The organism is Candidatus Acidiferrales bacterium (assembly GCA_035515795.1).
Classification (GTDB): domain Bacteria; phylum Bacteroidota; class Ignavibacteria; order Kryptoniales; family JAKASW01; genus JAKASW01.
In genome coordinates this window covers 229884-255525 of the sequence record DATJAY010000012.1, presented here as the reverse complement: position 1 = coordinate 255525, position 25642 = coordinate 229884, and the positions used below count along the sequence as shown (strand labels likewise).

Below are 25642 nucleotides of genomic sequence, written 5' to 3'. Positions count from 1 at the left end.
TGCTCCTCCTTGTTTTGGTTATTTAGAGAATGAATTCAAATCTTTGACGTAAATGTTTCCACTCGAAGTGCGCAGGTATATTGGCTGGCCGCCGCCGTTGATGACGAAGTCCGCCTCTTTTTTGCCGTAACCGGTTGACATCTTGAAGGAGGCGCCGGTCAATCCATTAAATATTTCACTGTCTTCCCCTCCGAATACTTCTGCTTTGATATTTGCTTTCACATCAGAAGGAATGTACAAATACACGTCGCCGCAACTCGATTCCACTTTGCTCTCTTCATCGCCTTTAGGGACAAGACCAACCGTAATTGTTCCCCCGGACGACGATATATCAACCGACCCCGTTGCCGTTTTGATCTCGATGTCTCCACCGGAAGTGTTCGCCGTGATGCGGCCGTTTCCAGAAGTCAGCGAGATATCCCCGCCGGAAGTTGAAACGCTGACGCTTCCGCCTACCTTTCCGATCGTCAAATTACCACTCGAGGTGGAGGCATGGAGCTCGCCACCGACCTTCGATATATCGATATCTCCTCCCGCAGTAGAAGCGTCAAGATTCTTCGCCACCGTTCCAATTGTTATGTCGCCGCCGGAAGTGGAAATGTCAAGATTATTTCCCGCATGGTCCACACGGATGTCTCCGCCGGAAGTGGAAAGCGTGGCATCTTTCTCCAAATTGTGAGCGACCATGTCGCCACCTGACGTTTTTCCCGCGACCGTGCCGTTCACGTCTTCGATTGTGACGTCTCCTCCTGAAGTTGATAATTCGACATCTCCGGTAAGCTCTCCGCCGAGTTCCAAGTCTCCGCCGGATGTGGAAAGATTCAGATTGAAATTTGTTGGCACATAAAAGATAAATCTCAAATCACGACTGCCGCTCCACCACCCTCCGCGCGTTCGGACATTGATGGTGTTGCCATCCTGACTGGTCTCGATGAGATCAGCGTCATCGCCGATGTCCTGCGCCGTCATCTGAACTTGTAACTTGTCCCACACTTTGACCTGAATGTCACCACCATTAATTGAAACTACCAATTTTCCACCTTCCGAGACGGAAAAGTTCTTCTGTAAATCGGACGGCTCTTTTCCTGCGACGACTCCTGCAAAAACAAGAACCGCAAAAATAGAACTGCAAATAATCTTTTTCATTTTAAAGTTCCCTAAATTCCTTCAGCATACCTGCTGCTTTTACTCTTACATATTGATTTTGGTCTGATAAAGATTTTTCCTTCAGCACATTAAGGATTTTCGGATCGATCTCGTTAATCTTCGTCGCAGCCGTAGAAATTTCCTTCTCAGACAAATAGTTGATCGCCAGGACACGCATGCCGGGGTTCTTGTCATTTTGAAGAACGGAAAGAAGGACATCCTTTATTTCATTATCGAACGGCAATTGCTCCAGCGAAAGAAGTGCTTCCCTGCGCACCCCGGTATTCTCGTCGGTCCTCGTTGCCTTCAGAAGAGCGTTTTCAATTTCCTTGTCAGTCCCGCCCGATGCCGCAACATTAAGCATCCCTGCCGTCTTTATTCTCACGCCGGCATTATCCGAATTAATAAGCGCGTACGAAAGTACCTTCTGGATGCCCTGGTCATCCAGCGAGCCTTTCATCTCATAACGCTTGACAAAGTCAAAAGAGAATTGCACCTCGCCGGATCTCTGATCGGTAGGGAGAAAATTGATATTGTCTATCGTAACATTGTTTCTATTATCCGACGTAAGCTCGGAAATTACTGACACCGCATTTTTCCCTGAGCGATTAAGAAATAGAAAACTTGCCGCTGTGCCAATTGCCAGCATCACGAAAGCAACCACAACCACGGCATATAATGGAACCGGCATGGAACTCTTTTCGTATGAAAGAAACCGATACCTGTGTACTGTTAATTTTTTGTCTTCATGAAGAGCACGACGAAATTCACTCCTCGCATCAGGAAGAGTTCTGTCGAGGAACGCATCATCAGTCTGCCTTCGCTGAGGTACGGTGTCCGTAAGATTCTTCCTGAACTCGCCGCACTTCACGCACAACGACATATGTCTTTCCAGCTTTGCCTTTTCTTCCGGCAAAATCTCTTTATAAAAATCCATGACGATAAGACTTTCATATTTCTTATGTCTCATTGCTTCATTCTCCTACTCGAGGGCTCCTATGAGTTCTTTCTGCAGGCGTCGGACCGCTTCATATAAATGTCTTTTTACATTTCCTTCGCTGCAGTGCGCAAGGGATGCGATCTCCCTCAGTAAGTAACCCTCGTAGTGTTTCATTGTAAAAATAAATCTCTGTGTCGGGGAAAGTTTATCGAGAGCTTTCTCGATTTGCTTGGCAAGTTCGGACCTCATAAACTCTCCTTCGACGGAATTGGAATTTGCCTGGATCAGAACATCGTCTGTTCCATCTCTACTGTCATAAGAGTTCTGTTTGAACATATCCATTCTTTTTTTCTGACCGTACCTGAAGCTTATGCAAACGTTGCTGGCAATTCTATAAAGCCATGTCGAAAACTCGCTCTTCATTTGAAATTTCCTTATCGAATTGTACGCACGGATCAGCGTCTCTTGATAAATATCTTTGGCGTCATCTGAGTTCCGGGTGAACGAAAACGCGAGCGACAATATGCGCCTATCATATCTCTCCACGAGCTTCTCAAAAGCGTCTACATCTCCGTTTTGGGCCAGGATGACAAGCTCTCTATCAGTCACCTTCTCACGCACTGATTCGGCGGACAAGTTCTCCTCTTATTTTCTTCGTATTTGTTCGTTCATATGTTTCGACCAAAGATAGCTCTAAATAGTTGGGGGTAAAAAATGGGAATCTTGAATTTTTTTCAAAGAATCCTTTCTGGAAGTACGATTATAAAAGTCTCTTGTGTACAGTAGGCCGGAGCTCGAAGTGCAAAAAAGAGATGTGTTTCAAAATGGATCTTTTCCGGAGAAATTCCATCGGAATTCTTCCCTCGTCCGGGAATTGGCGTTTGAAATCTAATCGAATCTAGCGATTCAGGAGGGTATGAAGCGAGGTCACGAGGAAGTAAAACGATAAGAGGACAAGCACAACCCCCAATGCGTAATCGACTTTCTTCATCACCTCATTTGAAATAAAATTCTTCGCCCAATGAAGGATATTTGTGAGCGTGAACAAATATGAGGCGAGTCCAAATGCGCCTGCTATCAAAAACATTAATGACGCGTCTACATCGAATCTGGAAACCAGTCCGACATCCTTTATGATCTTTGCGCCGATGAGCCACCATACAATCATCATAGGATTCGTCACTGCCAGCGAAAATCCCGTAACGAAAGCTATCCGATTACTCTTCAGGGTTGCATGCGCCAATTCAAGCATGTTCGTGCTCCTGCTGTCTCTAAATGTAAAAAAAGCAAGGAGCCAAAGAATTACTGTCGCGGCCAATCCGAAGATAGCCACGACAATCTTGTTCTCCAAGAACGGCGCAACTCCAAAAAGGGCGATCGCGCCATACATCAAATCCGAGCTCACAGAACCCGTTGCCACCATGTATGCGGAACGCAGATGATTGTTGAGTGCGCGTTTCGCAATCTCTATCTGGGTCGCACCAATCGGTATCGCAGTCAAGAATCCCAAGACATATGTCAGAAATAGAAATAAGAAAGTATTCATTCAGGTTCGGGCTGATGGTAAGATAAAGTATCTGCGGTATCGAAAACAAATATTGAAAGTGGAAATAAAACACGGCCCTTAGAACTTCGCCAATTCCCGAGAAGTTTGAACCGTAATCTTCGGACTTCGAGTTGGATCCGAACGACTTCTTTGAGAGTTTACTTTGAGTGGACCAGGACTTTCTCCCGGCGCGAGGGTACAACCGATTGGAGATGGCGGGCGGCTTCGGAAACAATCTCGTCCGTATTGAGGTAATCAAAACACCGCACCTCCCTGCATGTCTTCGCGGATTTGTTGATGCAGGTAATATTTCTGCACGGGCTCCCTGCAACAAAAGTTCTCGATGGAGCATCCTGGTTCGCGGGAAAGAACCCCGGCGTCCTGGAATCGTAGCCGTAAATGCGCGGCGGTGTGCCGCCAAATATTGAGAAGACTGCAGTTTTGTTTCTCAGGGGTTTGCGGTACCTTCGCGCAAATTTACGCGCAGCCGCAAGATGGAGCGGACCCGTGTCCCCTGTAACAAATATATCGGAATAATCCATGAGCGCAGCATAGACATCGATGCTCATGAATGAGGGGACAATGAAAATGTTCCGTCGGACTTCGGGCGGGAGCGAATACATCAGCTCGTGCTCAATATGCTTCTCAACATGACCGCTGCCGAGTAAGATGGAACACTGGAGAATCGATAATTTTTTTAGTAGACTCCGCTGGGTATCGAACGGAATTCTTGTAAAACGCGCAGACGCATCCGGGTTGAAAAATAAAATCGGCCGATCTTCCGAAATGTCTTGAAGAAGCAAAAATTCTTCAGCCTCTTCTATGGCATCCTCCGAAAGATAAATACGGGCGCCTTCAAACTCCCTCCCGTTCGTCAAAGGCAAAAAGTCACCGAAGGCGTTTCTTATGAAATTATATGCCTGATATGAGACGTTATTAATACTTTCGCGGAATCTTTCATTCCGAACAAGCTGGGCAGCCATCATAGCATAATTGACGACATTCTTTCCGCCAAAAATCTTTTCGTCAATCATGGGGCTGAAGTTAACTATCAAATCGTAATTCTTGCCGAGAGCGAGTCTGGTGAGGCTGGCCGTGTCCTCTTCAGTCGGGAAAGGTGCCCCTTCATAAATCGGATAAAGATTTGAAATGTCCGGATTGCCTCGGACAAAATCTATTGTGGATTTTTTTATAACAAAATCTATTTCTGCCTCCGGAAAAATCTCCCGCATAGCCGCAACTGCGCTCGACCCGATAACGGCATCGCCGATATTCAGATCGGCGACAAAAAGAAAGGAATTAAATCCATTGTTTTTTTTGACGACATTTTTTGTTGACCAAGCGGCAAGGTTCAGAATGACTCTGTTTCCGAGAAGGGTCTTGAATGCTGCATCGAGGAACCGGCCGCCCGCATTTGGGAAAATGTCGGTGACAACGCTTGAAAGTTTAAAAAAAGTTCTGAACTTTGTTTCTCTATCCAAGGACTACCCTCTCCTCCAGGAGCGTTTTTTTCCGGGGGATTCTCTGCAAGGCCGAGATCATGTCTAGATCTGGCTACCAAAGTGGCTTGCAGAGATTGCCGAAGATTTTAGAAAGAACCACTCAACTGGACGTGCTCTGGGTTTGACGCATCAAATCCGTTCTGGTTTACCGCCCTCATAATGTTTTTGCCCGTTCCTGAGTTCCCGCTTAGGGAAACAAGCCCCACGCCTTCTCTTATACGGATTCAAGCATAGCTAAGCGAAGGATTCGTCGGCAAACAGACGTTGATGATTAGTTTGAGATGGCTCCCTTCGGGAAAGAGAATCTCTAAAGAAATTTCACACAAACCTGAGTGATGTCATCACTCTGAGGTGCATCACCGACAAAAGATGCAACTTTATTCCGAACCACTTTCAAGATGTCCGCGGGTACGCTCGATGAATTAATAACCAATATCTCTTCCAATTTTTCTTCCGTAAATTGTTCCTCCCTGGAATTCATCGCCTCACACACCCCATCTGTAAATAGATAGACCAAATCTCCGCTTCCCACTTTTTCTTCACCTGTTTCATATGTGATGTCTTCCATTACCCCGAGCATAATGCCGCCTTTGTCGAGCCTATTGACTTTGCGGTCAGATTTTATCACAAACGGATAGTTATGACCCGCGTTAACATACCGCAATACTCTATTCTTGGAATCGTAAATCGCGGCAAAAAATGTTATGAACTTATCGGATTCGGTATTTCCATAAACGATTTGGTTAAGCTTCTCACAAACCTCGGCAATCTGCAGTCCTGAGGTTACTAAGGCACGGAAGGCGGACTGCAGGTTCGCCATGAGTAGCGCGGCTGGGAATCCCTTGCCCGATACGTCCGCTATTGCGACGCACAGCAAACGATCGCTGAGACGTATCACATCGAAATAATCACCACCCACCTGCTTTGTCGGGACGTGAAACGCGCTTACGGTGCAGCCGGGGAACTCAGGCATTTCTTTCGGAAGGAGTTTTTCTTGGATAGTACGCGCGAGATTCAGTTCCTCTTCGAGCCGCTGCTTTGCCAACGATTCTTCAAACAATCGCGCGTTGTCTATGGCCATGGTCGCGATATTACACAGAGTCGAAACGAATTCTACCTCTGCAGGTGTAAATTCACCGCCCAGCAGCTTTTTGCCGATAAGCAAATACCCGAAGAGATGATGCGAACTCCGAATTGGAAAAACTCTGCCGACTCCTGCCGCGGCCAACATTTTCCGAAGATCCTCATGCGCGCTCGGAGACGAATCAAGCGGATCACGACTCCCATCCTCCTGGGCCGCTCCAACCGATCCTTCAAAGCCAAGTTCCAACAGCTTCGCAAGGATATCCTTCTCCAGCACTATACCCTTTGACAGTTTCAGCAGATTCCTGTCGCTCGCTGTTGAAGAGAAGAGATTAACAAACGCGGCGCTCTTTGAGACAACAAGCTTCCCCATTGAAGCAAGCATGATGTGGTTTAAAATAAACTTGTAGTCCAAGGAGGAATTCAGAATTTTCGCAGTCTCAATTAGCGAAGTCAACTCAATGACCTGATCGTTGCTCAAAAGAATGCCTCCGTGAAAACTCAAGATTTAGAACCCTGGACTAATTTATGATTATTCCTTCCTCAAATACCGCACAAGCCGGACTTCATTTACGGCATCACTATTTCCGTGAGCCGAATCTTCGACGTGGTATTCTACCGTATCCATCAGCTTTCGCATCAGAAAAATTCCCAGTCCGCCTGCTTTGTGCTTTTTCATTCTGTCTCTTATGTTCGGGACAGGGACTTTCTCCGGGTTGAAGCCCGTTCCCCAATCGCGAACGACAATTTCGAATTCAGTTCCGCTTCCCAATATCCTGACTTCAAATTTCGCTTCGGGGTTTCCCTTATACGCGTGTTTGATCACGTTCGTGCACGCCTCATCGACGGCAAGCGTTATTTCGGAAATCTCCTTGTCACCGAAACCGAAATCGATCGCGTGCTGGTTGACAAACTCACGGACATCCGAGAGAGCAGTCGTTGTGCTCTTGAATATTCTCGAGTCCTCTATTTTATCTAATTTTTTCAAAATATCTCACGAAATTATTTCTCGTCAATGTCATTGAGCAGAAAATTTCTTCAACGCTTCATCCTGATCCTTGTAAATTTCATAAAGGAATGGAAACCCGAGGAGGTCGAACACATGATAGACTTTCTGCTGCATGTTGGTCAGCTTGATATCTCCGTGTTTGCTGCGTATCTCGTCGATATACGCCATGAAAACTCCAAGACCGGCACTTGATATATAATTCAAGCTGTCAAAGTTCACCACGATGTTAAATTTTCCTTCGCCGATGAGTTCTGTAAAACTTTTTTCAAGCTCAGGCGCGGTATGAGCGTCAAGAAACCCATGAAGCTCCATGACAACCGCATTGCCTGAATCTTTAGTCAGCACTTTAAATTCGTTCATTACTTCCTCCAACTTTGCTGAAATATTTCTGCTTTCTAATACTCATTTCCACTTCAAGATTAATACAGTTGTATCGTCAACTGCATCTGTGCCCTGTGAAAATTCTGCCAAAGCGCGGATAATGCCTCCCTTTATTTCCGTCGCAGTTCCGGCGCTGAGTGTTTTCAATAAATCATAAAACCTTTCTTCGCCAAATTCATTCCCGTCCGGATCTCTCTGATCGGTGACGCCGTCTGTGTAAAAGACCAGCGTATCTCCAGATCTGAGACTAATCTTTTCTTCTTCGATATGCTTTTGAAAATCATCCGGCCGCTCAATTCCAAGCGCCGAGCCCGATGATTTGATAAGTTCGATGCTGCCGCCGGTTATCAACACTGCAGGCGTATGTCCCGCGCGCGCCAGAGTGACCTCGCCGGTCTGTGAGTCGAGCATGCCATAGATTAAAGTTATGAAGGAATTTTTCTGAAGCGTGTTTTCTACCGCTTCATTCGCAGCCACCATAAATTCGGCAGGCGATTTTGCCGAAGCAGAACGTGATTGAAACACTCCTTTCAAATAAGCCATATAAAATGCCGCGGATGTTCCTTTTCCGGAAACATCGCCGACGGTGAATGCAAATCTGCGGTCGTCAATCTCGAGAAAGTCTATGTAATCTCCTCCGACTTCGAATGCGGGGAATGCGAGAAAATCGGTCTCGAATTTCTCGGTGCTCGGGAAACGAGTCGGGAGGAGTTTCAGCTGCATCTCGTGGGCGATGCGCATTTCGTGCTGGAGCCGTTCATTTTCAATTGACTTAGTGAATAGAAGAGAATTCTGTATCGCGACAGCTGCCGTGTCCGCGAATGCGCTTACCGTAGAAATCTCCTCCTCGTCAAATGCATATGGCATGTCATTAGTAACGTAGAGAATTCCCACGGATTCATCGTGGGCAGCCAGAGGTACCGCCATGAGCGACTTCGCTGGAAAATCCTTCAGTTCGTACTTTGCAAAATCGTCGGCATCCTGAATTATTATTCTGTTCGCTGTGCAGACGACGTCACGGACTTTGTCAAAATCAAAGGCGGAGAGCTCGTATTGACTCGTCCGGTATGTCGCACTGATATTGAAACTATCCCTCGAATCGCGATGACCATCTTTCTCGGACTTCTTCGTACCATCTTGGACCTCACCATTCAAATCGGCCAGTCCGGAGTTCTTATTTTCCGATATGAGCTCAATCCACACCTTGTTGGCCTGGGTAACGGTTCCGACAACCGACACCGTATTGTTGAGAACCTCGGAGGTATCCATCACGTTTGTGATCACCTTGCTAAGGTTTTGATAAGAGTCAAGCTCACGTTTCTTTTTCTCAAAAACGCCTGACGTCGGGATGTGGAACGTGGTCACGATAAACGCCAACGAAAAATAAATAGTCAGGAATAGAAAAACGGTTTTTGAAAACTCCTGCATGGGAACGCTAAAAAACTGCAGCACTCCTCCGGCCAGATCAGCCGGACCGATAGAGGCAAATGAGTAGCCGAACAAAACTATCAGGAAGAAAGAATGGGCTAGTGATTTGTACTTTTCCTTGCGTGACAGGAACACGATCCAGTTCATGCTGACGATATGGAAGACTGAAATAACAATTGCAATTACGAAAGCAATCTCAGCAAGGGTGCCCATAAAAGTTGAAGCTTTGAATGCGCTGAGAACCGCAGAAGCAATCGCAAATCCTATGAAGAATTCGAATCTGCGTCTTACTTTTTTATCCGGCTTTATGTATATGATTCCCGCCATGTAGATCAAGAGGATCATCACGAAAGTACATATCCCGAACGCGAATGCTGTGGTCGCAAGAAGCTGCATAATGTTCTGAGGCACAAATTTGCCCGAAACATTTCCCTTGTTCTCCAGGATTATTCCCCAGGTGGAAATTATAGCGGCGGAAAAGAATCCGTAAGCCACAAGCCTGCGCAGAGACTCGAGCGGCTTGAGCTGCTTCTTGTCTCTCCACGAGTTTACCACCGCATAAAGAAATACGAATGCGATAATCGAGAATAGATCACGAAGGGTGTTCAAAACCGGATCTTCCAGACTGATCGTAATTCGAATCCAGTCGTAGATGAGCAGAACGACCGCGATTGCTCCGGCAGAAATAAGATATAGACTATTCCTGAAATTTATTCGCATGTTACTAAATCTAATACTTGCTTACCATTTTTTGCATATACTTCATCAAGTTATTCCAATGTCTCTCTCTTGTCGTGTGCAATGAGGTTCCTTTCCTATTCTTCGCATTCTGCGATGTTTTGTTACAAAAGATTTCTAAAATGCCATCGGCGAATGAGGTCGAAGTTTATTTATCTGAATACTATGATGGTATCCGTTGGTGACATAAACGAAGGGAGTATTGCGAAAGGTTTAAGAAGTGCGCAGCCGGAAATGGTTATACAATATCCCGGAATCAAAAGCATTCCAGCCGCATTAACCGGATTCAGCCGGTGAAGTACGTATTGTGAATTCTGCCAAGCTCAAAAAAGATCGGAGGCGGATGAAACCGCCTCCGATCTGTCAACGGCAGATGTCCGCTAAAGCAGCAAGCTGTCAACACGTTGGAGAATCAGCGAAGAATATTTGTCAGACTCCTCGCCGATTTGTCTTTCATCCGATCACAGGTTTATTCCGAATGTCAAATCAAGCATCCCGAATATTGTTGTGTTAGGGTCATTCCAATTGTTTAGGTTGGTTGGATCGTTAGGATGAACGGTTTGGTCATGGGCTACAGGAACAGCAGCTCCCAACGTTCCGCCGAGATTTATATAGACACTCCGTGAGAGTCCAAACTTGTAACCACAATTACAGGCCATCACCATGAAAGTGGTACTGTTTCTGTACTCGTCAAAACCTCCTTGATAATATGTCGCTGTTCCCCACAAATATTCCAAGAGCCCGCCGAAGTAGAAACCGTTTCTTACAGATTCCGAATAATATTTTATATCTGCACCGATTCCCAATCCGCTCATCTTGTCAGCCGCGTCCCCATCATCGTTAGTGGTGACAGCATATGTTAACAACCCTAGAGATGGAATCCGCAGATGACCACCGATCGTCAAGTTTGGGTCTGACGCAAAGTCTGCGCCGAACACCGGACCAAACTCGAGAAACCCAAGCGGCATAAAGTATAAACTGGTTCCTCCGGAAATTGAACCCGCAACCCCGCCGCCTTGATGGCTGCCTGTGCTGCTGACAGTATTGCTGCTGGAGTTTGTTGCTCCCCCGGTCCCGCTGCCCTCATTTTGGACGTTGTTCGTGGAATTGGCCGGGCTTATCACATCCTTAGTTCCATTTTTATACTTAATCACCGTTACATCCGTTTTCGCAATCACTATAGTCGGCCCATCAAGGTTGTCAAATCTCTTATACTTGATTTCGGTCGGAGTTATTTCGATCACCTTCGATTTGATCTCGACCCCGCTCTTAAGAACAATAATGTCTTGCGCACAAGCTGTTGCGACTGTAATAGAAAGAATAAACGTAATTAGCCAGAACGTTTTCATTTTCTTGCCCTCCATTAGTTATTGATCTATTTCGGAATTAGTTTATGTGCCGACAGTTTCCTGACATGGCCGGTTAATTATGTATAAAAATAAGAGATGATCAGGGTTATGTCAACTGGAAAAGTAGAAAATATCCGTGCACTTTATGACGGAGTCAACACGACAGCTCCTCATGCAGAATCGAGCTTCACCCGTCTCTCACCTAAAAAGAAATAAGATGCGAGGAGCTATTTGAACATCTCTTCACCAGCCTCTATAGGGACATCAAGATAATTTTCTCGCGGCACGATCGGGCAGCTGAAGTTATGGCTGTAGGCACAATAAGGATTGTAGGCATAATTGAAGTCGAGTCTGTAGATTCCCGATTCGTTCTCTTTGAGGTCTAAATACCTGCCGCCAGCATAAGAAGTTCTGCCGCATGTTTCATCGGTGAACGGCAGAAAAAGCTCTTCCGAATCTTCTCCGATCATCTTATAAACGTGAAGAACAAATTTACTTCCGGCCGTTTCGAATTCGAATTCGCCGACTCTCAGCGCGGGTCTTAGCTCGCCACCGGTCGCTGGAATATCAGCCCGCGTTTCGTGTCCGGTGTCGGCGAGTCTCGTCTGAAAAACCAAATCAAGATTCGGTGCATAGTATTTAAGATGTCGAAAAGCGGTACGTTGCTCGGGGGTCAGAGGTGAAGAAGGGCTGGACTTCAAAAAGGTGTCCTTCTGCAATCTTGAAGCATCTAATTCCTGCACGTAATCTCTCGCCTCGGATGGACTGAACTTCACGTGTTCGACATTTCGAGAGCAGAAAATAAAAAGAAGAGTGACAATCAGAATGCTAACGATGCGGTCTGACGTGGCTGACACAAACAAAAAGATTAGCGACTACTCGTTCTTCCCGCGCAACCACTGTGCCGTTTCATTAATTATTTTCCAGCACGAGCTTCAATGAAATGCGGTTTGTCGGTGGAAGAGCGTCCGAAGAGGAAAATTTTGCGAAAGCATAATCGATCTCGAGCTTCGGAAGATGGATCCCGGCCCCGACTGTAAATTGTTTCACCTCGTTGTATCCGGCCCGAATGGCGATGACATTCTTGTAGCTCGCCTCAGCACCGACGCGAGCATCGGCGCTGAGCGGACCGAGATGCACCATGGAAGCGGACCGCATGTTGTCGATATTGAAAAGAAGATCAGCTGCGGGTGTTACGACGAATGAACCCATCGTAAGACCATAAGCCGCTCCCGTCGCAAGCGTAGGAGTCATAACCTCCGTCGTCCCCGTGGTCCATGCCACGACTGTCGTCGTAGCATTCTGTAAATTTGCACCGAGGTTTAAATTTGTGAATGGGCTGTAGAGCACGCCTACATCGAAGCCGATTCCCGTTCCGGAAGTCGAGCTGATGCTGCGACGAATCAATTTTACACTCCCGCCATAGGCAAAATTATCGCTTGAACGTTTCGCGTAACTTCCCACCAAGGCGAAGTCCGTTTCACCGAAAAAAGTTACTTTTGTATTATCCAGCCTGACCATGCTGTCGATATTAGCGAACTGCGGAGGAATCGGCTGATTATTGAGATCAAGCCCCGCCGATTGCGTGTTCGGGACTCCGCTTACGCTCAGCACCACGACACTTAACCCCACCGTCTCGTCATTTGAGAGTTTGATAGCTCCGGCGCCGTAATTATAGTTAACGATGTCGCCATAGCGCTGGTCGTGCATCAAGATTATTTCCGGAAACTCCACTTTTGATAAGCCCGCAGGATTCCAGTAGCCCGACGTTACATCGTTCGCAACGGCGGTGTACGCGCTTCCCATGCCGAGCGCCCTTCCTCCCACACCGATTTCAAGGAAATCATTGGCATATTTTGCAAGCGTGATCCCTTCCCCCTGTGCTTTGATTTCTTGGGCACAAAAACAAATTAGAACAAGAGCGAGAAGGGAAACGAAAAGTGAAAAATCAGGAGCGGGTGATTCTCCGTTCCCATTTTTTCTAGGGCTCATCATATTAGACTCCTGTTTTGTCGTTTTTTCGAATTCATCAGCTCTCACAACAAATCCATTCGAGTGGATTTCGCATTTCTCCGCTGATATTATTCAACAGCCTAAAAAATGTGTCAATTATTACGATGAGCTATCCTAAATTTTTCACTCAACAGGCTCGGCACCGAATTCATCCTTCAGATATTTTATTAACGGATCGTCTTCGTCTGATTCGACGGGTTGTTCGTTTGAGACTATTGTAAAATCAATGGCGACCCGCATTCCAAAGTTCTTTTGTATTGTGTCCTGTATATAATTCCTGTACGGTTTGGTCATTCCGATTACAACTTCGTTAGGGGCGCCGAGCATCAGCCAGCCGCTTCTAATTCCGATCGGCTTCAAATTTATCAATTGTGACCAAACTCCGATCCTTTCCTTCCTCACGACTTGCAATAGTTCTTCCCACCTGGCGGTGATCTCTTGAAAAGAAACGGTAGTGCCGCTGGGCGCACCATGGTTGTCCGGTCTCTGGATTCCCGGTTCGTGGTTACGGACTCCGGTCACCGGGATTGAACGCGGCTCTCTCAAAACAAAATTCTTGGCGACCGGCTCCTGTTTCCTGCTGTAATTTATCCCGCCGACAGCAGCTGGAGGTTCGGAAAAAGATCTTACATTATTTCCTATCTGATCCCGCCGGGACAAGTTTTTTTTTATTTCTTCAACCTGTTGGAGAAGCTCGCTTAATTTGACGGATCGTTCCATGTTAACAAGCTGCAGCAGCGTCAGCTCAAGCTTTATTCGCGGCTGCGAGACATATTTTATCTGCTGTAACGCCTCACTTGTGACTTTCAGAAGTCTCAACAAGTCAAGCCCGTCAAATTTAGACGCAGCATCCAAATATCTTTTACGATGATCTTCGGACGCCTCAATTAGATCGCCCTTACCGGCCGTAGACGCGATGAGAAGGTTGCGAAGATGTTCCGACAACCCTTCGAGAAAATCTACCGGATCATATCCGCGGGAAATGACTTGAGCCGCAAGTTCGACGGCACCTTTCGAATCGTTTTTCTTAATCAGATCTGTCAAACTAAAAAAGAGCTCGGTATCTACAAGACTTAAAGCGCTTACGACCACTTCATGCTTGATATCGTTTCCGCAAAATGCAGCAACCTGATCAAATATGCTCAGCGCATCGCGCATCGACCCGTCGCCCTTCTTTGCGATCGTGACGAAAGATTCTTCATCGACGGAGACTTTTTCCTCCTTTGCAATAAAACGAAGCCGCCCGATTATCTTTTCTATTTCGATTCTCTTGAAATCGAATCGCTGACAGCGTGTAAGAATTGTGGGGATAACTTTGTGCGGTTCCGTAGTCGCAAGGACGAAAATTGCATAGGGAGGAGGCTCTTCAAGCGTCTTCAGCAATGCGTTAAACGCCTCCTTGGTCAACATATGCACTTCATCTATGATGTAGATTTTGTATTTCAATCGGGAGGGCGAATACCTGACGGATTCCCTCAAGTCTCTTATCTCATCGATGCCGCGGTTGGAAGCTCCGTCAATTTCAATCACATCGAGACTTCTTCCTTCGGTGATTTCTTTACAGACGTCGCATTCGTTGCAGGGCTCGCCGTCTTTCACATTGGGACAGTTTATCGCTTTGGCAAAGATGCGAGCGGTGGTCGTCTTCCCGACCCCGCTCGGTCCGCTGAACAGATAGGCATGGGCAATGCGATTCCGCACTATCGCGTTCCTCATGGTGACGGTTACATGCTCCTGAGCGGTTACTTCGTCGAACCGCATGGGCCGCCATTTACGGGCAGTTACCAGATAATTCATTTATTTATTTTACCATTGACGAAGACATGTTTCAACGCATCTTCGATTCTCTCGACAGGAACGATCGTAATTCCTTCTTTCAATTTCTCCGGCACTTCGGCCAGATCCTTCACATTTTCTTTCGGAATCAAAACCTTCTTGACACCGTATCGTTTGGCCGCGAGAAGCTTCTCCGTCAGACCACCGATTTGCAGAACCTCACCGTTGAGATTTATCTCTCCGGTCATTGCGACATCCATGTGTACCAGTTTCTTGCCTGCAGCGGAGATCAGTGCAATTGCCATCGTCAGGCCGGCTGATGGACCATCTTTGGGAGTTGCACCCTCAGGGACATGTATATGAATTTCCTTTCCTTTGTCAAAATTCTTTCGGATACCGAGACGAGCCGCATTTGCACGGACATAAGTCAGAGCCGCCTTTGCAGACTCCTGCATGACACTGCCCAGCCGTCCCGTCAATTGTACTCTGTCGGGTCCATCAATCAATACAGCTTCAATATTCAGAATATCGCCTCCCCCGCTTGTCCACGCAAGTCCGACCGCCACCCCCATACGGCTCTTCGCAGAGATTTGCTTCGAATGGAATTTCGGAACTCCGAGAAATTCCTCCACCTTTTTCTCGTCAATTAGGACAGGCCGGATACTCTGTGCCCGGGAACCTGATCTTTGACGCTCACTCGCCTTCCCATTTTTCTGCGCCACAATCTCTTTCGCGATTTTCCTGCAAATCCCGGCGATGGATCGCTCGAGATTCCTCACGCCGGCTTCCCATGTGTATTCGCGGATAACCCTCATCAATGCCGCGTCTTCGAATTCTGCAAACTTCTCGTCGATGCCGTGTGCTTTCAACTGCCGGGGAACGATGTGAGATTTTGCTATTTCTATTTTATCATAATCCAAATAGCCGGGCAGGTCAATGACTTCCATCCTGTCTTCAAGCGGGACGGGTATGTTATCATGAATATTCGCTGTAGTGATGAACAAAACCTTAGAGAGATCGTAATCGACTTCGAGGTAATGGTCCTGGAAGGAGTGGTTTTGCTCGGGGTCAAGCGCTTCAAGGAGTGCGGCAGACGGGTCGCCGTGAAAATCCGATGACATCTTGTCAACTTCGTCCAGAAGCATGACCGGGTTGACGACGCCTGCACGCTTCATCGCCTGCAGGATTCGTCCAGGCAGAGAACCGACATAAGTTCTGCGATGACCTCGAATTTCCGCCTCATCTCTGATCCCGCCAAGCGATAGGCGAACGAATTTTCTTCCCAGTGCGCGCGCGATCGACTTCGCAAGCGACGTTTTTCCGACGCCGGGAGGACCGACGAAGCAGAGTATTTGGGAGCGCATCTCTTTCACAAGATTCAAAACCGCGATCTGCTCGAGTAATCGCTCCTTCGGTTTTTCCAATCCGTAATGATCCTCGTCAAGAATTTTCTTGGCGTGTTCAACATCGAGATTGTCGTGTGTCTTCTCGTGCCATGGCACATCGATTAGCCAGTCAAGATAATTTCTTATAACGGTTGCCTCAGGAGAAAACGGCTGTGTCCTCTTCAGTTTGTCAAGCTCATCCACGGCTCTCGCCTTCGCTAAATCGGGCATCTTGGCCTTCTCTATTTTTTCCTTTAATGCCGCTATTTCCCCTGTCGGCGTTTCGTCGCCAAGTTCGTCCTGCATTATCCTTACTTGCTCCTGCAGCCAGTATTTCCGCTGGTTTTTCTGTATGCTGTCCTGCACTTTGTCGTCGATTTCCTGCTCGATCTTCAGAATATTTATTTCCTCCGTCATTATCTTTATCACATCTTCATATTGATCGCGAAGGTTCTTCAATTCGAAAAGGTCCATTTTTTCCGGGACAGGAAGATCCAAATTTGCGAGGATGTAATAGAACTTGCGGTCGGGCTGCTCCATGTTATCTAGAGACATCACCGTTTCAGGAGGGATGTCGCGGCTGTTGTGAACGTAGTCCTTGAATAACTGCGTAGCGTGTTTAACGTAGGCATCAAGTTCGACGTCTTTTTTTGCCTGGTACAAGTTGATCGAATAATCCGCATGAAGAATCAAATTCTCATCAAAGAATTTTTTTACGAACCCTTGCGCGACTCCGTCGACAAGGACTTTAAGCAAACCATTGGGGAGTTTGAGAACCTGCAATATTCTAGCGACGGTTCCGACACGATAGAGATCGTCGATCGCCGGATCTTCCAGCGTATTGTCCTTTTGCACGATCAGCAAAATATATTTATGCTTCTTGGAAGCTTGCTCGACAGCTTCCACAGATAGTTCCCGTCCTACGAGAATCGGGAACAGCATATACGGAAGCACTAAAGAATCCCTAAGAGGAAGAACTGGGAGCCGCGTCGGGATGTCTTCAATCTTTTTTATTTCTTCGACTTTATCTATTTCCTTGAGTTCGTTCAAAACTATCTCCGTTGGTAAACGATATTTGTCCGCCAGACGCGGATCTCCGGGCGTAATTCCACAAAGAAAATATAGCAGAGTCTGAATGGTTAAACAAGATTGGGATGGCGACAGAGACAAAAGCGTAGAACAAAAAACTTTGTCCGAGCATCTGCCATCTTGTGCCTTGAAGTTGCTTTGAACTTTCAATCCCCGCTGACTAACTTTCCAGCAGACAAAAAATTGGCCGATCCGCTACATGGACGGGCTGTGAAAAAAATCGGAGGTTATGATGAAAATCAGAGTCGAAGACGCTCTTCAATACCACTCAATCGGAAGAAAAGGAAAAGTCGAAGTCGTGCCGACAAAACCATGTGTAACACAACGTGATCTATCGCTGGCATACACACCGGGAGTCGCAGAAGTCTGCAGGGTGATCGACAAAGACCCGGATTCGGTTTACGAATATACTTCCAAGTCGAATTTAGTCGCTGTTCTTTCAAATGGAACCGCAGTACTTGGACTCGGGAATATCGGTCCTCTCGCCGGAAAACCGGTGATGGAAGGCAAAGGAGTTTTGTTCAAAAGGTTCGCAGATATCGACGTCTTCGACATAGAAATTAACTCAAAGACTCCGGAAGAAATCGTCGCGGTTGCAAAAGCGCTGGAACCGACTTTCGGTGGAATAAATCTCGAGGATATAAAGGCGCCGGATTGTTTCTACGTGGAAGAAAAACTCAAAGAGATGATGAATATTCCGGTGTTCCATGATGACCAGCATGGCACTGCTATCATCAGCTCAGCTGCCTTGCTCAACGCACTGGAAATCGTCGGAAAAGATATCTCGAAAGTGAGGATCACGGTGAACGGAGCGGGTGCAGCGGCAATTGCATGCACGAAACTTTATATCAAATTAGGTGCGAACCCAAAAAACATCTTCATGTGCGATTCCAAAGGCCTTATCTACAAGGGGAGGCCGATCGACATGAATCCTTACAAAGAACAGTTTGCACAGGATACGAAACTGCGAACCCTAGCGGAAGCGATTCGCGGTGCTGATGTTTTCGTGGGACTCTCAGTCGCTAATGTGGTGACGAAGGAAATGGTTTGTTCGATGGCGAAGGAACCCGTAGTCTTTGCGATGGCAAATCCCGACCCGGAAATTACCTATGAAGAAGCCACCGACTGCCGGCGCGATTTGATTATGGCAACGGGCCGCAGCGACTACCCGAACCAGGTAAACAACGTGCTCGGCTTTCCTTTTATCTTCCGGGGTGCACTCGACGTTCGCGCCCGTACCATCAATGAGGAGATGAAAATCGCAGCGGTGAAAGCACTTGCGAGCCTTGCAAAGGAGCCGGTTCCCGATTCAGTGAAAAGAGCTTACGGCGGAGTCGAGCTGGAGTTCGGCAGAAACTATATCATACCCAAGCCTTTTGATCCGAGAGTGATAACATGGGTCGCTCCCGCAGTCGCTAAGGCGGCCATCGAAACCGGAGTAGCAAGGCTGCAAATCGACGACTGGGAGAAGTATGTCTTTCAGCTTGAAGAAAGGATGGGCATAACGAGAAGCGTTGTGAGAACGGCGATTGTGAAATCGCAGCACAGCGGAATGCGAATAGTGTTTCCGGAAGGCGAGGAGCCGAAGATACTTCATGCGGCACAGATGATCCTTGACGAGGAGATCGCAAAGCCGGTGCTCCTCGGCCGAAAATCCCGTATCGAGACTAAAGCTCATGAGATGAAAATAGACATGGAAGGAATAGAAATAATCGATCCTGAATACTTCGACAAACATGAACAATATATAGACGAACTCTTCAGGATGAGGCAGCGCAAGGGTTTCACGCGCACGCGTGCAGCAAGATATATCGAGAGGGCAAATTATCTCGGCGCGATGATGGTACACATGGGCGATGCCGATGGACTCGTATCCGGGCTGACACAAACATATCCGAGCACTATAAAACCTGCACTGCAAGTTATCGGAATGGCTGAGGGAAGAAATAGAGTGGCGGGGCTTTACATCATAATGACAAAGCGGGACGCTTTCTTCTTCGCCGATACGACAGTCAATATCGATCCTGATGCGGAGGAACTTGCGGAGATCGCAATTATGACCGCCGAAGTCGTAAAAAGATTTAATATCGCCCCGAGAATCGCCATGCTTTCATTCAGCACTTTCGGGAGCACGAGGCTTCCACAATCTATCAAAGTTCAGAAAGCAGTGGAGATAGTACACAGGCTGGAGCCGGACCTGACAATTGACGGCGAGATCCAGCCGGACATTGCACTCTCTCCGGAAGTCATACAGGAAAGCTATCCGTTCTCGAACTTGAAAAGCGGAGCAAATACACTCATTTTTCCCGACCTGGATGCAGGAAACATCGCATACAAACTCATGGGAAAGATCGGCGGTGCCGCTCTGCTCGGCCCGATCTTGATGGGAATGAAAAAGCCGATCCATGTTCTTCAACAAGGTTGCGATGTCGAATCGATAGTCAATATCGCGGCCGTGTGTGCAGTCGAAGCTCTCGACAAACGGAAAGAAAAGGTATCCAGATGATCCTGCTTCGTTTCTCTTTGGTCCTTTGTGTATCGATTGCTTCTGCGCAGATGTCCCCAAGAATTTCTTCGGACGGTCCTTTCCACAAGGGTTTCATTGGAAACTGTAGTTCCGTCAGTTCCAGATCGACGATTGACTATGAAACAGCAGGCGGGGCAGCGTTGCAGTATTTCGACATCTCATACGTTCGTTATGCGCTGGATTACCTCGCCTCCGACTCACTCGAAGGGAGGGAAACGACCGAATCGGGACAGAAGAAGGCGGCAGATTTTATTGCGAAGGAGTTCAAAAAACTCGCATTGAAACCGCTCGGTGACACCGGCACATATCTCCAGCATTTCTCCGTCGATGTTCATTATGTCAGCAATTCGTCTTTCATCGAGGCGGGCGGAAAATATTTTCACAACGAAAAGGATTTTGTCGTGATGCCTCTCGGCGCAGGCGACACCACAATAACCGCACCTGTCGTATTTGCGGGATATGGCTTTGAGGATGATTCTTATTCGGATTATAAAGGGATAGATGTAGAAGGAAAGATTGTCATGCTTCTGAGCGGAAATCCGCCTTTCGCCGATACTGCCGATGTCTTGGTAAAGACGGAATTGTATAAACGCAGCAACGCGATGAAACATGGCGCGGCGGCGGTGCTCTTTGCAGCGAAGGAGGACGAGTTTGAAAAAATTCGCCAAAATTTCATATCGATGTTCGGCAATAACGCGATGTCTTTGAGCAACGGGAAAAGAGAAGTCAGAACCAGAACACTTATGCAATCCGTCTATATAAAAGCGGAAATCGCAGATGAGCTCCTGAAGATTCAAGGATCTAACATAGACAGTCTGGCTAAAAAAATAGACTCATCAAAAATTCCAGCTTCCACGCAACTCGGCAACGCGACCGTGAAGATAAATCTCGCTTGCGAAACCCGCGAGTCCGAGAACGTGATTGGAATTTTACAGGGCGCAGATAGCTCTCTCAAGAAAGAGTATGTGGTTTATTCGGCCCACTATGATCATCTCGGAAGGACGGCCGAAGGAGTTATCTACCATGGAGCAGACGACAACGCTTCTGGTGCGAGCACCGTGCTCGGCATTGCGAAGACATACTCAAGATCGAAGATAAGACCGAAGCGGAGTATAATTTTTCTGGCGGTTTCCGGAGAAGAAAAAGGTCTCCTGGGTTCAGAATACTTTACTTCACATCCCACCGTGCAGATGGGAAACATCGTGGCTGATTTGAATACCGACATGGACGGCCGGATCGACACTTCCTACATAAACCGTGATAGCAATTACGTCTTCGTGATCGGGAGCAAGCGGCTGAACACTGAATTAGATTCACTGTTGGTCTCTGCGGACAGTGAGTCAGTCAGGATCAAGTTGGACTACGCGTTTGATGCCGACAACGATCCGAACCAATTCTATTACCGCAGCGATCACTACAATTTTGCCAAAAAAAATATCCCGGTAGTTTTCTTTTTCGACGGCAATATTTCTGACTACCACAAGCCGACGGACACGAGTGACAAGATAGACTTTCCTATACTCGAGAAGAGGGTCAAGCTGATCTTTCTCACAGGCTGGAAGGCAGCAAACGCCGATTGGAGATTTCGGGTCGACTGATGATCACCATCTTTGCGTCCGACACACCCTTCTGAGACTACATGCGTCTTAGCTAATCGATCACGGAATCCGGGGTCTCCTCGATACCTTAATAGATGACTTGACAAACGCTTTCCAACACAATATATTTCAGATACAAAAGTCTGAAATACACATGAGGAAAAGAATCACTTTAGATGGGACTGCTTTTTGCGAACTAGATAGATTATTTTTATGCTTATATTTCAGAGGGTTTTATCCGAAATAATAAAGATGAATTGACTTCAGTGTAGCTTTGAAATGGAGATGCAAAAATGAACGTGAGAACGGAAATCCGAACGATTCTTTTCCTGGGGACATTTCTACCCATAATTCTTCTTGCCGTTGTCAACTCCGGGTGCGAGACGGGTTATTCGAATGAAATGGAAGGCACGGAGGATGCAGTGCTGACGTCCGCACCGAACGTCCCACCCCCGATAATTCGTAACCATCCATCAAAGGTCGTGGTTCACCTTTTCACAAAAGAGAAAATCGGGAGACTTGCGGACGGCGTGCAATATCAATTCTGGACTTTCGACGGAACCGTGCCCGGCCCGATGATTCGCGTACGCGAAGGCGATCTCGTGGAAATTCACCTCAGCAATGATCCGTCCGACATGATGGCACACAACATCGACTTGCATGCAGTGATCGGTCCCGGGGGCGGCGCGGCTTCATCGGTCACACCTCCCGGTCACACATCAGTCTTTTCATTCAAAGCCCTGCATCCGGGATTGTACGTATATCATTGCGCAACTCCGCCTGTACCGATGCACATCGCCAACGGCATGTACGGATTGATTCTCGTTCAGCCGAAAGAAGGTTTTCCGCAAGTTGACAAAGAGTTCTACATAATGCAAAGCGAGTTCTACACGACAGGCGAGTTTGGCGACTCCGGCTTGCAGCAGTTCGATCTCCAAAAAGCACTAGATGAACGTCCATCATATGTTGTGTTCAACGGATCAGTCGGATCTCTTACCGGGAAAAATGCTCTGACCGCCGAAACCGGCCAGATCATAAGAATATTCGTGGGGAACATCGGACCAAATCTCATCTCATCATTTCACATCATTGGCGAAGTGTTCGACAAAGTTTATGGTGAAGGCGGGTCGACAGTAACCGAGCATGATATCCAGACGACCTTGATCCCGGCGGGCGGTGCGGCCATAGTCGAATTCAAAACTGAAGTACCGGGGACATACAGCATCGTGGATCATTCGGTTTTTCGCTCGTTCAACAAAGGAGCCGTCGGACAATTGGTTGTGACAGGAAAAGGCAACGAACTCGTTTATTCGGGAAAACAGGCGGATGAAATCTACCTCGGCCAGCCTTCCGTTAATAACACGAGCGACGAATCCGCTGACGACCAAATCCAAACCAATGTTAGCACGCAGCAGGTATCAGCGGAAGAGACCGGACAGCAAATTTTTGATCGAACCTGCATAGCATGCCATCAGTCAAACGGGCAAGGGATCCCGAACGTATTCCCTCCGCTTGCAGGATCAGACTTTCTGAAAAATAATCAGAAGACGGCTATCGACTTCGTGCTCCACGGCCATTCGGGAACCATCATGGTCAATGGGAAGGCATACAACAATGTCATGCCACCTCAACCTCTCGATGATCAACAAATCGCAAAAGTGTTGACGTTCGTACGAAGCAGCTTCGGAAATAAGATGGGTCCCGTAGCTCAAAAGGAAATCGAACAGATCAGGTCAGCAAAAATGATTTCTTTAAACGGAGATAACTGATGAGAATTCCACTGCAGTCGAAAACATCTTCAGCGGAAATCGTGCTTACCTTTCTGTTCTTCGCAACGATGGGAATGTGCCAGACCTCTTCATTCAAAATGCCGAACGAGAAAATGATTTTTGTCCCGGGAGGCAGTTATGTTCCTTTTTCCAAAGAGGCCGGCGAGAAAGCCAAAGCTCATGTGAAGTCCTTTTGCCTTGATGTGCATCAAGTCACGAACGCCGAGTTTCTCTATTTCGTCAAGGTAAACCCACAATGGAGGAAGTCCAGAGTTAGACCCATCTTCGCGGACAAAAATTATTTGAGGAATTGGGCTGCGGATTTAAAACTAGGAAAAAATATCCGGTCACTTGACCCTGTAACCGATGTATCGTGGTTCGCAGCGCAGGCTTACTGCAAATGGGCACACAAAAGACTCCCTACGACGGACGAATGGGAATATGTCGTCAGGATGATGGCTAATCGGATGGAAACTTCTTTATCGATGCAAAATATTCGGGAGTGGACGGAAGATTTCAATGACATCCTACTCGACGGAAGCCAGGCGGAAGAAGTCGACTCTCCTTCAATCCTAAGTTGCGGCGGGTCCTCCGTGAATGTAAATAATCCGAAAGACTATCAGACGTTCCTCCGATACTCGTTTCGCGGCGCATTGAGAGCAAGCTACTGCCTTCTCAACCTAGGATTTAGATGTGCCTGCACACCGAAGTGCATTTCGGCACGAAGGTGTAATACGACCTACCACAAAAACTCGAGGATCACAAAATGAAAACAATCTTCTTCTCTTTATTGACGGCCGCAGTCTTAACCATTTCACTTGAATCGGCGGTCCTGTCTCAAAAGAAAGCCGAATCAAAATACAAAAACAACCAGTCTGCCCGATCGGCAGACCGAAGAAATGATAGGATGTGTTGTGTAGAGAATGCCGATTCTCTCCCGGTGACCGGAAATTCCGTCTATCAACTCGGTTCAACTTGGGAAAATCAAGATGGCAATTCGATCAACATAGCCGATCTAGAGGGGAAAGTTGAAATCGTGGCAATGTTCTATTCTCACTGCACGTACGCCTGTCCCTTGACGATCAACGACATGAAAAGAATCGAATCGAGCCTGCGGGATGATCTCAAAGGGAAGGCCGGATTCGTTCTCGTTTCCTTCGATCCAAAGAGAGATTCGCCTCAGGCTCTAAAGACACTTGCCAAGAATCAACGGCTCGGCAGAGATTGGGAGCTTCTATCCGGCAAAGAAGACGACATTCGTTCGCTCGCAGAAGTTCTCGGAGTCGAATTCAAGATGAAATCCAACGGAGATTTTTTCCATTCGAGCCAAATAACCGTTCTCAACAAGCAAGGGGAGATCGTTTTTAAGCATTTCGGTTTGAATCGGTCCATAGACGACATCGTGGACGCTGTAAGGTCATGTTCAGAGCAAAACTAAGCAAAAAAAAGGAAAGAAAATGAGCTCGCTCGAAAAACTACATACACACCACAGTCAGCTTATCGGCGCAATAAAATCACTAGCCGACCGAGCAAAAGAGACCCCGACCGACGCATCACTTCTACTGTCCTATTGTGAGGAATATCTCGTGCCTCACGCCGAAGCTGAAGAACTCACTCTGTACGCCGCCGACGACGATCTGAAATTTGTAAACGACATGATACGAGAACACAAAGAAATAAAACACGGTCTCGACATGATTGAAGCGACATTCGGCCATGGCGACGTTCAATTATTGAGATCACAGATCGATGATTTTTTGGTTCTACTAGGCAAACATTTCAGCGAAGAGGAAAACATTTTAATTGCCAGGTTGGGAAAGAAACTTTCAGAACAGGAATTGGATTCTCTAATTGAAAAAGTCCATCACATGGAAAAAGAGAGAAAGAAATCGGATGTTTGGTCTCTATTTGAACTCGACCATAGAAGGATTGATTTGAACATATCGTCGCTGCGGGCGGCCCCCGAGCAAAGAAGCGCAACAAGGCTTTACTCAAAAACCAGGGCACAGCTTCTGAAGCATATCGAACTTGAAGAAACTTTGTTGTTCCCTTCTTTCGGAGACCATGCGACCCCAGAGCAAATGAGACCGGTGCGCGTAATGATTTCAGAACATCGCGAGATTGTGTCCTGCATTTCCACTCCTGCCGACAAGACTGACGTGAAGACAATTCACGGCATACTCAACCAATTGATCGGCAAGCTGGCGACTCACAATAAGAAAGAAGAACTCATTCTCTATCCTTTGATTAATAGTACCCTGCCGCATGAAGATAGATATAAGATTTTCAAGGGGAGCCTCGAACAGTTGCAGACGGTTTGACTGGAAGGAATTCTAGGAAGATGGACTGAAGGTTTTTCCGGC

At 47.1% G+C, this 25642-nt stretch carries 21 protein-coding genes; 7 read left to right on the top strand and 14 right to left on the bottom strand.

Annotated features, from left to right (window positions below):
• Positions 1-18 precede the first annotated feature (18 nt).
• The 9 genes from VLX91_07140 to VLX91_07100 form a co-directional block, all read right to left on the bottom strand.
• On the bottom strand, positions 19-1146 hold the full coding sequence (locus VLX91_07140) for a DUF4097 family beta strand repeat-containing protein (protein ID HUI29975.1): 1128 nt from the start codon (positions 1144-1146) through the stop codon (positions 19-21).
• Position 1147: 1 nt separating this feature from the next.
• On the bottom strand, positions 1148-2116 hold the full coding sequence (locus VLX91_07135; GenBank protein HUI29974.1) for a HEAT repeat domain-containing protein: 969 nt from the start codon (positions 2114-2116) through the stop codon (positions 1148-1150).
• 12 nt (positions 2117-2128) lie between these two features.
• Complete coding sequence (locus VLX91_07130) at positions 2129-2722, bottom strand: RNA polymerase sigma factor (GenBank protein ID HUI29973.1); 594 nt, start codon at positions 2720-2722, stop codon at positions 2129-2131.
• A 262-nt stretch (positions 2723-2984) separates the two neighbouring features.
• Positions 2985-3632, bottom strand: coding sequence for a LysE family transporter (locus tag VLX91_07125; GenBank protein HUI29972.1), 648 nt, complete (start codon positions 3630-3632; stop codon positions 2985-2987).
• A gap of 158 nt (positions 3633-3790) precedes the next feature.
• Positions 3791-5113, bottom strand: a complete 1323-nt coding sequence (locus VLX91_07120; protein HUI29971.1) for a glycosyltransferase family 9 protein — start codon at positions 5111-5113, stop codon at positions 3791-3793.
• Between the two features lie 328 nt (positions 5114-5441).
• Positions 5442-6698, bottom strand: a complete 1257-nt coding sequence (locus VLX91_07115; protein HUI29970.1) for a SpoIIE family protein phosphatase — start codon at positions 6696-6698, stop codon at positions 5442-5444.
• 51 nt (positions 6699-6749) lie between these two features.
• Complete coding sequence (locus tag VLX91_07110) at positions 6750-7205, bottom strand: ATP-binding protein (protein ID HUI29969.1); 456 nt, start codon at positions 7203-7205, stop codon at positions 6750-6752.
• 30 nt (positions 7206-7235) lie between these two features.
• Positions 7236-7586 carry an STAS domain-containing protein gene (locus VLX91_07105; GenBank protein ID HUI29968.1) on the bottom strand — a complete coding sequence of 117 codons (351 nt, stop codon included), beginning with the start codon at positions 7584-7586 and terminating at the stop codon, positions 7236-7238.
• A 42-nt stretch (positions 7587-7628) separates the two neighbouring features.
• A complete protein-coding gene (locus VLX91_07100; GenBank protein ID HUI29967.1) occupies positions 7629-9755 on the bottom strand; it encodes a SpoIIE family protein phosphatase in 2127 nt (708 codons plus the stop codon).
• Positions 9756-9908: 153 nt separating this feature from the next.
• On the opposite strand from VLX91_07100, the gene VLX91_07095 reads away from it, so the two are divergent.
• Positions 9909-10070, top strand: a complete 162-nt coding sequence (locus tag VLX91_07095) for a hypothetical protein (GenBank protein ID HUI29966.1) — start codon at positions 9909-9911, stop codon at positions 10068-10070.
• Positions 10071-10234: 164 nt separating this feature from the next.
• Here the strand turns inward: VLX91_07095 and VLX91_07090 are convergent, their stop codons facing one another.
• The 5 genes from VLX91_07090 to lon form a co-directional block, all read right to left on the bottom strand.
• Complete coding sequence (locus tag VLX91_07090) at positions 10235-11122, bottom strand: hypothetical protein (GenBank protein ID HUI29965.1); 888 nt, start codon at positions 11120-11122, stop codon at positions 10235-10237.
• Positions 11123-11349: 227 nt separating this feature from the next.
• Entirely contained in the window at positions 11350-11898 is a 549-nt protein-coding gene (locus tag VLX91_07085; protein HUI29964.1) for a DUF1684 domain-containing protein, read from the bottom strand.
• Between the two features lie 136 nt (positions 11899-12034).
• Positions 12035-13114, bottom strand: a complete 1080-nt coding sequence (locus tag VLX91_07080; GenBank protein ID HUI29963.1) for a PorV/PorQ family protein — start codon at positions 13112-13114, stop codon at positions 12035-12037.
• A 144-nt stretch (positions 13115-13258) separates the two neighbouring features.
• Complete coding sequence (gene dnaX / locus VLX91_07075; protein ID HUI29962.1) at positions 13259-14932, bottom strand: DNA polymerase III subunit gamma/tau; 1674 nt, start codon at positions 14930-14932, stop codon at positions 13259-13261.
• Positions 14929-17346 (bottom strand): endopeptidase La, encoded by a 2418-nt coding sequence (gene lon, locus VLX91_07070; protein ID HUI29961.1) that lies wholly within the window; start codon positions 17344-17346, stop codon positions 14929-14931. The genes dnaX and lon overlap by 4 nt, the downstream gene beginning before the upstream one ends.
• A gap of 271 nt (positions 17347-17617) precedes the next feature.
• On the opposite strand from lon, the gene VLX91_07065 reads away from it, so the two are divergent.
• The 6 genes from VLX91_07065 (at position 17618) to VLX91_07040 (ending at position 25600) form a co-directional block, all read left to right on the top strand.
• Positions 17618-19891 carry an NADP-dependent malic enzyme gene (locus tag VLX91_07065; protein HUI29960.1) on the top strand — a complete coding sequence of 758 codons (2274 nt, stop codon included), beginning with the start codon at positions 17618-17620 and terminating at the stop codon, positions 19889-19891.
• Between the two features lie 50 nt (positions 19892-19941).
• The gene (locus VLX91_07060) at positions 19942-21510 is read left to right on the top strand and encodes a M28 family peptidase (GenBank protein ID HUI29959.1); all 1569 of its coding nucleotides are present in this window, start codon (positions 19942-19944) and stop codon (positions 21508-21510) included.
• 293 nt (positions 21511-21803) lie between these two features.
• Entirely contained in the window at positions 21804-23279 is a 1476-nt protein-coding gene (gene nirK / locus VLX91_07055) for a copper-containing nitrite reductase (protein ID HUI29958.1), read from the top strand.
• The gene (locus VLX91_07050; protein HUI29957.1) at positions 23279-24049 is read left to right on the top strand and encodes a formylglycine-generating enzyme family protein; all 771 of its coding nucleotides are present in this window, start codon (positions 23279-23281) and stop codon (positions 24047-24049) included. The genes nirK and VLX91_07050 overlap by 1 nt, the downstream gene beginning before the upstream one ends.
• Positions 24046-24717: an SCO family protein gene (locus VLX91_07045; protein ID HUI29956.1), complete on the top strand. Its 672-nt coding sequence runs from the start codon at positions 24046-24048 to the stop codon at positions 24715-24717. Before VLX91_07050 ends, VLX91_07045 begins: the two co-directional genes overlap by 4 nt.
• Positions 24718-24736: 19 nt before the next feature.
• Positions 24737-25600 (top strand): hemerythrin domain-containing protein, encoded by an 864-nt coding sequence (locus VLX91_07040; protein HUI29955.1) that lies wholly within the window; start codon positions 24737-24739, stop codon positions 25598-25600.
• Positions 25601-25642: the final 42 nt, after the last annotated feature.

Bases quoted from the DNA above. Each gene is read 5' to 3' on its own strand.
- VLX91_07140 (HUI29975.1), bottom strand. From the start codon at position 1,146: ATGAAAAAGATTATTTGCAGTTCTATTTTTGCGGTTCTTGTTTTTGCA.
- VLX91_07135 (HUI29974.1), bottom strand. From the start codon at position 2,116: ATGAGACATAAGAAATATGAAAGTCTTATCGTCATGGATTTTTATAAA.
- VLX91_07125 (HUI29972.1), bottom strand. From the start codon at position 3,632: ATGAATACTTTCTTATTTCTATTTCTGACATATGTCTTGGGATTCTTG.
- VLX91_07105 (HUI29968.1), bottom strand. From the start codon at position 7,586: ATGAACGAATTTAAAGTGCTGACTAAAGATTCAGGCAATGCGGTTGTC.
- VLX91_07100 (HUI29967.1), bottom strand. From the start codon at position 9,755: ATGCGAATAAATTTCAGGAATAGTCTATATCTTATTTCTGCCGGAGCA.
- VLX91_07095 (HUI29966.1), top strand. From the start codon at position 9,909: ATGAGGTCGAAGTTTATTTATCTGAATACTATGATGGTATCCGTTGGT.
- VLX91_07090 (HUI29965.1), bottom strand. From the start codon at position 11,122: ATGAAAACGTTCTGGCTAATTACGTTTATTCTTTCTATTACAGTCGCA.
- VLX91_07080 (HUI29963.1), bottom strand. From the start codon at position 13,114: ATGAGCCCTAGAAAAAATGGGAACGGAGAATCACCCGCTCCTGATTTT.
- dnaX (HUI29962.1), bottom strand. From the start codon at position 14,932: ATGAATTATCTGGTAACTGCCCGTAAATGGCGGCCCATGCGGTTCGAC.
- VLX91_07065 (HUI29960.1), top strand. From the start codon at position 17,618: ATGAAAATCAGAGTCGAAGACGCTCTTCAATACCACTCAATCGGAAGA.
- VLX91_07060 (HUI29959.1), top strand. From the start codon at position 19,942: ATGTCCCCAAGAATTTCTTCGGACGGTCCTTTCCACAAGGGTTTCATT.
- nirK (HUI29958.1), top strand. From the start codon at position 21,804: ATGAACGTGAGAACGGAAATCCGAACGATTCTTTTCCTGGGGACATTT.
- VLX91_07050 (HUI29957.1), top strand. From the start codon at position 23,279: ATGAGAATTCCACTGCAGTCGAAAACATCTTCAGCGGAAATCGTGCTT.
- VLX91_07045 (HUI29956.1), top strand. From the start codon at position 24,046: ATGAAAACAATCTTCTTCTCTTTATTGACGGCCGCAGTCTTAACCATT.
- VLX91_07040 (HUI29955.1), top strand. From the start codon at position 24,737: ATGAGCTCGCTCGAAAAACTACATACACACCACAGTCAGCTTATCGGC.